Annotated in this window: 9 protein-coding genes; all 9 read right to left on the reverse strand. The window is 61.8% G+C overall.

Translation table 11 applies throughout. From position 1 onward, the window contains the following. Positions 1-4: 4 nt before the first annotated feature. Positions 5-2,584: a UDP-forming cellulose synthase catalytic subunit gene (gene bcsA / locus N4Q37_RS01180; protein WP_260954616.1), complete on the reverse strand. Its 2,580-nt coding sequence runs from the start codon at positions 2,582-2,584 to the stop codon at positions 5-7. Beyond that, entirely contained in the window at positions 2,581-3,303 is a 723-nt protein-coding gene (gene bcsQ / locus N4Q37_RS01185; RefSeq protein ID WP_260954617.1) for a cellulose biosynthesis protein BcsQ, read from the reverse strand. Before bcsQ ends, bcsA begins: the two co-directional genes overlap by 4 nt. Further along, positions 3,300-3,551, reverse strand: coding sequence for a cellulose biosynthesis protein BcsR (bcsR, locus tag N4Q37_RS01190; RefSeq protein ID WP_260954619.1), 252 nt, complete (start codon positions 3,549-3,551; stop codon positions 3,300-3,302). Before bcsR ends, bcsQ begins: the two co-directional genes overlap by 4 nt. Next, entirely contained in the window at positions 3,521-5,140 is a 1,620-nt protein-coding gene (gene bcsG / locus N4Q37_RS01195; protein ID WP_260954620.1) for a cellulose biosynthesis protein BcsG, read from the reverse strand. The genes bcsR and bcsG overlap by 31 nt, the downstream gene beginning before the upstream one ends. Continuing rightward, entirely contained in the window at positions 5,133-5,327 is a 195-nt protein-coding gene (gene bcsF, locus N4Q37_RS01200; protein ID WP_260954621.1) for a cellulose biosynthesis protein BcsF, read from the reverse strand. Before bcsF ends, bcsG begins: the two co-directional genes overlap by 8 nt. Beyond that, a complete protein-coding gene (gene bcsE, locus N4Q37_RS01205; RefSeq protein WP_260954622.1) occupies positions 5,324-6,868 on the reverse strand; it encodes a cellulose biosynthesis protein BcsE in 1,545 nt (514 codons plus the stop codon). Before bcsE ends, bcsF begins: the two co-directional genes overlap by 4 nt. Before the next feature lie 388 nt (positions 6,869-7,256). Next, positions 7,257-7,886: a response regulator transcription factor gene (locus N4Q37_RS01210; protein WP_260954624.1), complete on the reverse strand. Its 630-nt coding sequence runs from the start codon at positions 7,884-7,886 to the stop codon at positions 7,257-7,259. Next, positions 7,883-11,239 carry a PAS domain S-box protein gene (locus N4Q37_RS01215; RefSeq protein ID WP_260954625.1) on the reverse strand — a complete coding sequence of 1,119 codons (3,357 nt, stop codon included), beginning with the start codon at positions 11,237-11,239 and terminating at the stop codon, positions 7,883-7,885. The genes N4Q37_RS01210 and N4Q37_RS01215 overlap by 4 nt, the downstream gene beginning before the upstream one ends. Before the next feature lie 261 nt (positions 11,240-11,500). Then, positions 11,501-12,772, reverse strand: coding sequence for a sensor domain-containing diguanylate cyclase (locus tag N4Q37_RS01220; RefSeq protein WP_260954627.1), 1,272 nt, complete (start codon positions 12,770-12,772; stop codon positions 11,501-11,503). Positions 12,773-12,775: the final 3 nt, after the last annotated feature.

Raw genomic sequence — 12,775 nt, forward strand, 5'->3', positions numbered from 1 at the left:
GCACTCAATGACCAAGAGGAAGAGGAAAAAACGAGGCCGGCATCCGTGGCAGGTAACTCAGCAACCACCCCACCAGTCGCAGGGGCGGTCCGGCCAGACGCCGGACCCACGACGGCAGGTATTCGTAGAGCTGGAAGTAGCCTTTGGCACCCAGTTTGAAAATATCGATCAGGCTGTACAGGGGCCTGTCCGGGACATAGTTCTCGCCCCAGTTCAGCCAGGCATCGGCGCGGGCGAAGGTGCACTGCACGAAATCGATTTTTTGCCGGGTGGACAACTCGGCGAAGTTGATACCGACGAATTGCTTGTGGCTGCGGCTGACCAGACCGGGAAACAGGAACTCGCGGGAATCACGCTGCATCAACAACGAAATACGTCCACCGACCGGCAACGACAACGGCACATCGACCTGGACGCCAACGCCGCCATCGGAATAATCGAGCAGCGTGCCCGGATAGCAATGCCCACTCTCCAGGCGCACCGACACCGGCAACCGGGTCTGTACGCGATGCGTCTGGCGCACCTGGCGCACTTCGGCCGCCACCGCCACCGCCGCACCCAGGATCAACAGGTTGTAGATCACCCACAGGGAACTCACCAGCACCGTGCCGACTTCATTGGCCGGCCCCGTGGAGAAACGCCAGCAGGCAAAACCCAGCCCCAGGATGTTCAGGCCCGCCAGGATCAGGTACGGGCGGGCGATCTTCCAGTCGAACCGGTCGTACTCCATCAGCCCCCCCTTGGAGGTGACATTGAAGGTGCCTTTGTTCGGGCTGAAAAGCGCCACCGTGGTCGGGCGCGCGATGTACCAGGCCAGGACGGTCTCGTAGACCTCGCCCCAGAACGTCTGCCTGAAGCGCCCCTGCATGCGCGAGTTGGTGAGGCTGGCATGAAGCATCGGTGGCAACACGTACAACAGGATCATCAACGCCGGGGCATAAATGATGTAGGCATGCAGCAGGAGGAATGCCAGGGGCGCGACCAGGAAGATCAGCCGCGGCAAACCGGCGAGAAAGTGCATCATCGCGTTCGCGTAGCAGATCCGCTGGAACACCGTCAGGCCCTTGCCCAACAGCGGATTGTCGGTACGAAAAATCTGCGCCATCCCCCTGGCCCAGCGGATGCGCTGGCCGATATGGGCGGACAGGCTTTCCGTGGCCAGGCCGGCCGCCTGGGGAATGCGGATGTAGGCCGAATTCCATCCCGCACGATGCAGGCGCAACGCGGTATGCGCATCCTCGGTCACGGTCTGCACCGCGAAGCCACCGATTTCATCCAGCGCCGAACGCCGCAGCACCGCACACGAGCCGCAGAAGAATGCGGCGTTCCACATGTCGTTGCCGTCCTGGATCAGGCCATAGAACAGCTCACCCTCGTTCGGCCTGTTGCGAAACACCGCCAGATTACGCTCGAACGGATCGGCGGACAGGAAGTGATGGGGCGTCTGCACCAGCGCCAGCTTCGGATCGCGCAGGAACCAGCCCACCGTCAACTGCAGGAACGAGCGAACCGGCATATGGTCGCAATCGAACAGCGCGACCAGTTCGCCGTCTATCTGGCCCAGCGCGTGGTTCAGGTTGCCGGCCTTGGCGTGACGGTTGTCTGGACGAATGATGTAGCCAACCCCGACTTCGGCAGCGAACTGGCGGAACGCCTCGCGCTTGCCGTCATCGAGAACATGGATGCGCAGCTTGTCCTCCGGCCAGTCAATGCCCATGGCGGCATAGACCGTACCTCGCACCACCGAGAGATCCTCGTTGTAGGTGGGGATCAACAGATCGACCGTGGGCCAGTGTCGGCTGTCCTCCGGCAGTTGCGCCGGCTCGCGGTTCAGGGGCCAACAGGTCTGGATGTAACCGAAGATCAGCACGACCCAGGAATAGGTTTCCGCCGCCAGCAGCGCCAGGCCACACAGCAGGTCCAGGGGTTGGTCCCAATTCAGTGTCGAGGTGTAGCGCCACCACAGGTAACGCGAAGACACGATGCTGGATAACACCACCATCAACAGGGTCGCGAAACGACCGGGGATCCCCCGCACCAGCATGGCCAGTCCCCAGAGCAAGAGCCCGAATACCAGTTGCTCCAGATAGCCGAACGGTTCGGTGATGCACAACACTGTCAACAGAACCAATTGCGCGATCAGAAAGCCGCCGAGCCACCATTGACGGTGCCGCTCCAGGCCTTTCCACCAGTGGACCCCCTGATCCACGCGTGAGTGATCACGGATACGTCGGGCCTGTTGCCTGAGCACCTTGTTCAGGCGGCTACGCAACATTCGATACGAGGTCGCGGTGCGCGACCACCACGCCCAGGTGCCGGAGCGTTGTGCTGGCGCGACGGGGCGTATCAGCAGCAACCAGGCGGTTTGCAGGACATAACGCAACGGATCGCCGAGGCTCGGCTTCTTGTCGGCCAACTGCGGATACCAGCGTTGTCGCTGCTCCAGCAGCCGTCGCCAGGTCGTCGACTCCAGGCGCAACACCGACCAGGCCAAGCCACTCGACAAGGCCAGGAAAAACGCGACCAAAGGCGTGCAATCGTAATCGTCGCGCAACGACCGGTAGGGGAACCAGCGCGCGATCATGCCGGCGCCCCTTGCCGGCTCTGGCACCAGATTGCCAGGCTGAGCACGTCCTGGGCCACCAGGCTGCGCGGTGCATAACGGCCCACCGGCTGCTTGCAGGCCAACGCTTCGCGCATCGCTTCATCACTGTGCACGATCACCGGCAACAGCCGCTCATCATAGTGCTGACGCCAGACCAGCATCAGATCGCGCTGGATCTGGCTGGCCGGATCAAAACGATTGAGCAACAGGTAATCCGTACGCGCTTGCTGCTGTTGCAACAGGACATGGCAGGCCGCATCGGCTTCGATCACCTGAATCTGCAATTGGCAGGACACCGCCCTGTCATGCCAGGGCGAGCGCTGGGGCAAATCAAACAGAATCCAGTCAAAACCCATCGCCAGGGCATCGATACGGCGGGCCCAGAGCTCAGGCTGGAGGCTAAGCTCTCGCGTCACATGCACCTGCTCGGTGCCGGCGAGGCGACCGTAGGGCAGCAGACTCAAGTTCGGCGCAACTTCCCAGAACTCGTTTTTCCAGTCCTGCCCATCGAGCCAGGCCCGCGCCCAGCCGCCGGTCTGCGCGACCGCCAGATTGAAGTGCAGGCGCAGCAAGTTGTCCGGGCACATATCCACCAGCAGCACGCGCTGTTCCAGGGAATGCAGAGCGTATCCGAGCGCCGCCAGCAATGAACTGCTGCCAGTGCCGCCACGCAAGCCGTGCAAACCCAGCGTAGTCACGCGCTCACCTGCGTTTCTTCGGGGTGTACCTGTGAGTCCCGCACACCGATCGGCTGTTGCGTCTGCTCGAACTCGGCCAGCAGGGGCCAGCGCTGCAAGGCTCGTCGCAACGCCCTCTGGACTGACACGTCGATGTACTTCAGGGCCGGCAACTGCAACTCAGCCTTCAATCGGGCGATGTCATCGGCCCGTTCCGAGCGCATCGAATACCGGGTGCTCATGGAGTCACCGGCCGGTAAGGTTGCCATGCGTCTTTCTCCTTGATCCGTACATAAGGCGTGGCGGCGTAGTCCAGCACGACGCTGCCTTCGCTCTCGGACACCAAAGGGGTTTGCATCAAGTCCGCCAGCAACGGCTGCCAGTCCGGTTGCAGGCCTTCGGCCCGGGATGGCGCGGCATACAGGCGCTCGATGATCTGCGCCAGAGCCAGGTAGCTGCTGGGTTCGGTGACATGCAAAGGCGTGGAACGAGGATTACGCCCCATGCCGATCAATTTGATACCGACCGGCACCTGGGTAATCGACGGACTGGGTATCTCATGCATGCCGGGGAACTGCATGCGGTCGCCGCGCAGGGCCGCGCCGTGATCCGGAATCATCACCACGACCACGGGGCGAGCACTGGACTCCAGTTGCGCGATGAAACCGCTCAAGTCGTCCAGCAGCGTCTTGGCCCGCGCCTTGTAATCGGCGCGACGGCTAGCGCCATCAGCCGTCACGATCCGGTTACCCTCATGCAACGTCAGCGAGTTGTAGAACAGCGCTACGCGCGACCCGGGCTGCTCTTGACGTCGCTTCCACCACAGGTCCAAGACCTCGCCATCACGCCATATCGGCGAGCCGTCCGGCCCCGACAGCGCGGGCCGCAAATGGCTGAGATCGGTCTGCGGACCGGGCACCGAACCCAGGCTCTGCACCGCATTGAGAAAGCCCTCTTGCTGGCCCGTATGGTTGAGCAAGGTTGCGCTGACGAATCCCCGTTCACCCAGCTCATCGAACAGCAGGCAGGATTCGCTCGCAGGGGCATAGAGCTGCTGCAAAGGTGTCTGGCCGCAGCCGGCACGTAGCAGTCGAAGCGTGGCCGGCACTCGCTCGGAGGCGGCAGAATTGAAGCGGTCGAACAGCACATCCATCTGCCGCAGCAGCGGATGCTCGCGCAGATCGCTGAGCTCGAGATCGTCCCAGGCCATGGAGTCGATATTGATCAGCAACAGATCGAAGGGCTGGGCGGCAGCCGTCGACGGCTCGAACGCGATTCGTCGCTCAGCCTGCACGGCGTAGAACTGCTGGAGATAACTGTCGAGAGCCACCCCGGACTGGCTACCCCTGTGCCCCGGCGCAGTGATTCGGGCTGCATCCGATACATCGTCCGGCTGGGGTGCCAACAGATTGGTACAGCCCAACCAGAGCAGCCCGGCCAGGCTCAAGGTGGTCATTCGCAACCAGGGATGGATATAGGCATATGCCAGCACCAATACCAGCAGCCAGCCACAGAAATTCCAATCGATCAGCCGCTCGGCCAGCGCCAAGAGATGGCCGGAGGAAAGTTCCGTCACCGACGGCCATTGCGCCCGGAAACTCAACGCAGGTAGCCAGGTGTCTCGATAGAACAGTGCCATAGCCATTGGCACGGCAATCGACCGACGGGCAATGAGCGTAAAGCGGCTGCCCAGTGGCATCAGCAAAAAGGCCGCGAACAACAGATTGGGCAGCACCTGGATGCTCAGATAGCCGCCCCAGTGCAAGGCCAGCTTGAGTATGAAGTACAGGTTCCAGTGGCCCAGGCCCGGCCAGGCCCGCGCGACTTTCACGGGGATTTCGGACTCGAACCTACTCATGGGGCGTACTCGCGGGTAAGCGCCTGGAAGTACGCCGATGCACAGAGCGTGACTTCAAGTAGCGAGGCGGCAAAAGCCTTTGCAATCCGTCCATTGCCCGACGCCAGAAAGTACGCAGCAGCCAGGCGAGCGCCAGCGTCAGCGAACTGCTCGCGGCAATGACCTGGAGTAACTCGTAATAACTCATTCGCAATAGTCCGTGATCGCCGGGCTGGTTTGCCGTGGCGTATAGGCATTCAGGTCGGAGCGTGCCCGAGGCGTGGCCTCGGTCCGATCCGGAGCCAGGCGAAACTCGTGCGGCAGCGCGAGTGCATGGAGGAACGCGACACGCGGCAACTCGCCCAGATCGGCAAGGGGTTGGCAATCACTGAACAGACTGCGCCATGGCAAGCGACAGATATTGCCCAACGCCGACTCCAGGCCATCGCTGCGGCAGGCGAAAAGAAAGACGTAGCACACGCCCTCCACCACCGTGGCGATATCGCCGAAGCGGCGCAGGGTGACCTGGTACAGGCACTGTTCGATCGTCAGCGAGGGTGGCGGTTGCAACCGCAGCAACTGGTGCTCGATTTCGCCGCAAGCGTCCGCGTAAATCTGATCCAGCGTCGACAGGAACTCCCGCGGGGGCAACAGACCGCGCATCGTCGGGGCGCGCAGGCGCTTGAGCAGCGATTCCAGGTCGTTGCCCGAACGCCCGCGGTTCCAGAGCTGCCCCTGCACGCTGTCGACCAGACTGAAGAAACGGGACAACGAGACGCCAAAAGGCACAATGATATTCGCCCCGCAGGACATCAACAGACGCTCGTCGCGATAGCGCAGGCAAGGTTCCATTTCCCGCACGACGACTTTCAGCGCCATCCCGCAGCGCTCGCGCAAGGCATACAGATCCCGTGACAACACTTCCACTTGCTGGTCGCTTTCGATCGCGATCAGCACGCTTGCGGCGCGGGCCAGCGAAGCCTGTTGCAGCAGGTCGATACGCCGCTCGAAAACCTTCCATTGCCGGGAGAGCGTCGAGGTGCTTTCCAGCACGGAACGCTGGGCAAGATAGAGGCGCTGATCATCGGTGCGTGTCGGCACTGGCCGGGCCTGTTCGTCACGGACCACGCCAAAGCCCGAGGCCAGCGACTGGAGTTCGAATGCCTGGGCGCCGCAAACGCCCTGTTCGCTGTGCCAGAAATGCAATTGATAGCGAATCCCGCCGTCATGACGGTACAACTGCGCCAACCCGGACAGGCATTCATTGAGCCGGACCAGCTCTGCATGCAACGACGACGCCTGCCCATGGCACAGCACCAGCAGGGTGCAACCGCGCTCGCGCAACCAGTGCCTCATGCGCTCACACCATTGCTGCAACTGGAGGGTATCGAAAGATTGCCAACTGGTGGCGGGCAGCATCAACAGCACCTGACTGCCAGGCGCCACCGCCGCGCGCCTCAACTCCGAAGGCAGCGATTCGAGTGCCGAACGCATGGCGGGCACGGGGACTTCGAACACCCTCAATTGCCCGGGGCCCTGCTGATCGTCCAGGGCGCCGATCCGGTCCTCGGGATTTGAGCCGCACCACACCAGCGTGGCCCGGTGCTGGGCGGACAACGCCACCAGGAATTGCAGTGCCAGCACCTGCGCATCGCTCGGCTGGTCAAGGGCTACCCAATACAAACCACCTTGACGCAACTGTATTTGCTCATCCCGAAGAGACGGGATGGCCAAGGTGACCTGACTCAAGCGTACTTCCCCTTCCCACCCGGGCAAATGACTACAATTGCGAATTTCGCCCGCAGAGATCCGAGGCAGCCTTATCGCTTGCCTGTTCGGTCTTGATGACAAAAAGAATCACACCGCTGGTGTCCAGCGCGTACAGGCCGATCGGCCTTATCGATCGAGCAGTGCGCCTTGCCCGAGGACAGCGATGGCAAAACGCCAACAGATGATGCAATCCATCGGCGCGGCGAACCATGGGTCTTCGGCTGATTTTAAGTAGGAATAACGCCTACTCGAGTAGGAATCGCCCTACCCCATCACCCACACGGGGCAAAAGCTAGCGACCTCTGCGTCATGTGTTGGCTGGGTCCGCGCATTCGCGAGCAAGCCCCGCAGGGGATGGGCGTCTTGTTCAGAGCAGCCCCTGCGTCATCGCATAACGAACGATATCGGCCGTGCTGGTGAACCTCATTTTCTCCATCAGACGCGCCTTGTGGGTGCTGACAGTCTTGTGGCTGATGGCCAGCTCCGTGGCGATCCGCGAGACGCTGAGGCCCTGGGCGAGCTGCCGCATGACTTGCAATTCCCGGTCGGTGAGGCCGTCATGCTGGCTGTACGGGCCCAGGCCGCTGGCGGCGAAGGCCATTTGCTCGGCCAGGCCGGCGTCGATGTATCGTCCGCCCGCCGCCACCCGGCGGATGGCTGCGAGCAGTGTCTCGGGGTCGCGGTCCTTGGTCAGGTAGCCCGAAGCCCCCGACCTGAACGCACGCTGGGCGATCTGCACTTCATTGTGCATGCTCAACACCAGGATCGGCAGTTGCGGATAGTGGGAGCGGATACGCGCCACCAGATCGTCGCCACAGATGCCGGGCATGCTCATGTCCAGCAGCAACAGGTCGATGCCACCCTGGCGCAGTCGTTCGAGCAGCGTGGCGCCGTTTTCCGCTTCAGCGGCGACGTGCAAGTCGCCGGCCAGGGCAAACAGCTGTTTCAGACCCTCGCGCATAATGGCGTGATCATCGGCAATCATCAGTCGAATCATAGGAGCGCTGGACCTGCTTGAAAGGGAATGTTCACCCGCACGCGTGCGCCTTGCCCGGGTGTGCTGTCTATCGTAACCGTACCGCCGAACATGTGCCCGCGCTCGCGCATGCCGAGCATTCCCAGCGTACCTTTGGGCAACTGTCGGGGGTCGAAGCCCTTGCCGTTGTCGCGCACTTCGATCTGAAGGTGCTCGGCATCGTGTTCCAGATGAATCTCCACCCGGCTGGCCTGGGCATGGCGGCTGACGTTGGTCAGCGATTCCTGGATCACGCGGAAAATCGCCGTGGCGCGCTCATCGTCGAGCAACAATCGAACCGGTGGCGCGCTCAGTTGGCAACCGATGCCGGTATTCTGGCTGAACTCGGAAACCAGCCATTCAAGGGCCGAGGTCAGGCCCATGTTGAGCGCGGAGGGACGCAGGCTGGTGGCAACGTTGCGCACCACCTGAATGATTTCGTCGACCCGGATCATCAACGCCTGGACCCGATCCACCAGCAGCGGCTGGTCAGCGCCAAATTGCAGGCGCAGCAATGAAATCCCCATGCGCAGGGCGGAAAGCTGTTGGCCCAGTTCGTCATGGATTTCCCGGGCAATGTGTTTGCGCTCCTCCTCCCGCGTGGTTTCGCGGTGACTGGAGAGCAGGCGCAATTGGGCATGGGAGTCTTTCAGACGCCGCTCGGCGGCCCGCTCGGAACTGACGTTGCGGCCCACGGCAAGAATACTGACAAGCCCTCCGGACTGATCGCGTTCGGGCACCAGCCGGACCTGGTAGCAGGCGGCTTGCGCACCTTGGTCTGGCGGCATATCCAGAACGAATTCCGTTTCAACGGCCTCGCCGGTTCGCAGGACGTGTTCGAGCTTGCACTGGAACGAGCGCGCCGCCTGGGACAACGGCGCGGCCTGGCTGGAAGTCTTGCCCAGTAAAAAGGTCACCGACCGCCCCAGCATGCATTGCGCCGCCGGGTTGACATAGAGGTAGCGGCATTGCGGATCAAAACGGGCGATGACATCCGGAGTGTTTTCCACCAAGGCGCGAAACTCCTGTTCGCGAGCATGCAGTACACGCTCCGCGTGCTTACGCTCGGTAATGTCGCGACAGATACCGACAATCCGTTGAATGCGCCCGTAAGCCGTTCGTATCGGAATCAGCGTCACATGAAAAATCTCACGCCCCGTAGGCAGCTCATGCTCGACTTCCTCATCGATCGCAATCCCACCTTCCACGCACCGGCGATACAGCGCGATGGACGTAGCGGCGGCAGATGGCGACAGCAACTGTTCGATCGTCCGGCCGAGCACTTCGGCCCGCCCCCGGTTCAGCTTGCGCTCGAGGACCGGATTGACTTCGATGATGCGAAAATCGCCGTCTTCAGTGACATCCAGCAAGAACATGCAATCGGGTGAGTGATCGAAAATCTGTCGGTAACGTTGCTCACTCTCGAGCAACAACCGCTCATGGTGCTTGATCGCGGTAATGTTGTAGCCCTTGGCGAGCACACTGACTACCGCGCCGTCCGCACCGTGTTCGGGGATCATCTGGATGGCGTGCACCGCCACGTCCTCGCCGTTCGGCCATTCGAGAACGGTTTCCAGCGGCTCTGCGGTGACGATCACCTGGCGCAACAGCGCCTTGTATTGCGCCACCGGCATGTCCGCGGTCCAGCGTTCCTCCAAGGGCATCTGCAGGGCGCGGGCCGCCGGTATGCCGCTCTCGCGCTCGAAGGCCGGGTTGACATAGATGCGCCGGCAATCGAGGTCGTAGCGGATGATCAGGTTCAGCGAATTCTCCGCCAGCGCGCGGAACTGCTGCTCGCTGGTCAGCAGCCGGTTTTCCATGTGCTTGCGTTCGCTGATGTCGCGACTGATCCCGACAATGCGGTAGATATCGCCCTGCTCGTCGCGCACGGGAACAAAGGTCGAATGCAGGGCGATGTGCCCGGCCGGCAAATCGAGCTCGGCCCAGCTTTCGGTGATTTCACCGCGGGCCAGGCATTTCCTGAGTTCGGCCATGACCCTACTGCCGGCCTCCGGGACGGCATCGCCGAGGCAGCGACCGATCAACTGGCACCGATCCAGCCCCGACGAGCGCTCGAATGCGGCGTTGACCTCGATGTAGCGGAACTGATCGTTTCCCACCACCTCCAGCAGAAAGAGGCAGTCCGAAGAATTGTCGAAGACTTCCCGGTAGCGCTTTTCGCTTTGCTGACGAGCCGCTTGCAGACGTCGCCGCTCGGTGATGTCGCGGGCCAACTCGAGACTGTAGCTTTGACCGTCGATTTCAAGATAGGTGACGCTGATTTCCACTGGAAAGACATGACCATCCCGGGTCTGGTGACGGCTCTCGATGATCTCTGGCGGGTGCTCCGGGGCGTCGTTCCAGTCGGCCAGTATCTGTTCGTTGGTCCAATCCGGGTCAATTTCCTCCAGCGTCATGCCCAGCAATTCGGCACGACTGAAACCCAGGCTGCGACAGGCCTCATCATTGACGTAGCACAGACGCGCCTGACGGTCGATCAGGAAAGCCGCTTCATGCACATGGCTGAGGGCAAAGTCCAGCAGGGACAAACGCTCCTTGCTTTCCAGCAAGTCCTGCTCGATACGTTTGCGCTCGCTGATGTCATGCAGAAAGCCGAACCAGATAATCGAACCGTCCGCCTCCAGCGTCGGCCGGGATCGTCCTTCCAGCCAGATCTCGCCCTTGACCGGGTGGTGCACCCGGTACTCGCACTGCCAGGGAGACAGTGTACGGGCCGATGCATTGATGGAGGCCTGGACCTGCGCGAGATCCTCGGGGTGAATGCGCTCGAACAGGATAGTGGCGTCGCTCATCAACTCAGCCGAGGTCACGCCATAGTATTCTTCATAACCCGGCGACGCCCAAGGCATGGACACCTTGCCATCGACGCCAAGACGCAAGATGCCGATGATACCCGGCGAGGTTTCGACGATCCGTTGCAACCATCGATCCTGCTCCAGGCATCTGCCCAGGCATTGGAAGGTGTCCAACGGGGCGACTTCGACAAGCAGCAGTTCGTCGACAGCCTTCAGCTTGCTGCGCCCATGTAACAGACTGCCGTCCTTGCGCCGATAAAGCAGCTTGCGGGGCTGCACAGCGAAACAAGCGGCAAGGCCCTCGCCTTCAACCTCATGCATGAGCCCCTGGAACGCGACACCCGGCAGTTCCGCCAAGGCATAGCCAAACAGCTCGGCGAACGGCCTATTGACCTTCAGGATCCGACCCTCGCCGTCCAGCAAGGCCAAAGCACAAGACACCAGGTCGAAAGTGGCATCGAACAGTCGGGGTGGCGCCATCCATGGGGTTGAAGCGTCCATTTCCATAGAGAGCATCATCTACGCACCGCTCATCGTGGCTTATGGAGAAAGGGACTTGTCGGCGGCTCAGCGAGTAGCGGCGCAAGTTGTTGCAAAATAAGTCAGACGATTATGCTGCATCGATTGGGTCTTTGTCATAACACCTGAGGCGAAAGGATTCGTGGGAGCAAAGCATGCTCGCGATACAGGCAATCCGTTGTCGAAGGACTGCGTTACCTGCATCGCGGGCAAGCCTTGCTCCCACAGCCTTGCTCCCACAGGGTTCTTGAGTGATCGGCATCACGGGTGGGCGTTATCCGTTTCCGGCTCGTACAGGTGGTAGTTGTTCTTGCCGCTGCCTTTGGCGCGATACATGGCAATGTCCGCGTTACGCAGCAAGCTGGCCGTGTCCGATGCATGCTCGGGGCACAGGCTGATCCCCAGGCTGGCCCCCACGCCGATCTGTCGCCCGTCGATGCTGAACGGACTGGACAACGCAGCGACGATATTGGCCGCCACCCGCTTGGCCTGGGTGGCACCGGGACCGTTTTCCAGGATGACCGCGAATTCATCGCCGCCGATCCGGCACACCACATCATCGCTGCGCAAGGTGTCCCGCAGGCGCTCGGCGACCAGGACCAGCAACTGGTCGCCGGTCTCGTGGCCGAGGGTGTCGTTGACGATCTTGAAGTCATCGAGATCAATGAACATGACCGCGCAAGAGGTGGCGTAACGCAACGCCACCGCCACGGCGCTTTCGAGCTTTTCCTTGAAATAATGCCGGTTGTACAGGCCGGTGACCGGGTCGTGATAGGCCAGCTCATTGAGTTGCCGTTCGGCCAGCCGCCGCTGCTGCAACTCGGCGCTGATCCGGACATCGTGACGTTCGAGCTGCACCATCATGTCATTGAAGCTGCGGGCCAGGCGCCCGGTCTCGTCGTTGCCGTAGACCGTGGCCCGCAGGCTGAAGTCCTGCTCGGAACGCACCTGCTCGGTCAGGTGGACCAGGTTCAACAACGGTCGCGCGATGCCGAACGCAATCCGCCGCGAGAAGACCAGCGACAAGGACAACGCCACGATGGCGGCAAAGCCACCGAACAAGGCCTGCAACGCCAGCCCATGGTAGAGGGATGCCAGGCTGGCGTGCACCGCTACGCTGCCGATGAGCTGCCCATGGAGCACCACTGGCCGACGTACCAGCAGCGAACGCCAGCCGATGTCTTCGGCGCCGGCATGGTTCTCGCCCAGCTCCATCGGCTCACGCTGATAGACCGCCAGTTCCTGCCCATTGGGCAGCACGAATGCCGCCCAGGTAATGTCCGGAATGTGTTTCAGGGAGGCCAGCGTTTCATAGGCCTCGCCAGCATCGCCGAACATGATCGCCGCGGCACCATTGCTGCCGACCACCATGGCGTGGGCGCTCATCTCTTCGGCCAGCGCCCGGCGTTGCATCACCAGTTGATAGGCCAGCAATGTGATCAACAGGAGCACAATCGCGGCGCTGGTCAAGAGAAAGCCGGTCTGGGTGAGCTTGTCACGCAGCGGTCGGTCCTTGAAGGGTACGCGATGCATGGG

Origin of the sequence: Pseudomonas citri, from assembly GCF_025336485.1 — a bacterium.
Lineage (GTDB): Bacteria > Pseudomonadota > Gammaproteobacteria > Pseudomonadales > Pseudomonadaceae > Aquipseudomonas > Aquipseudomonas citri.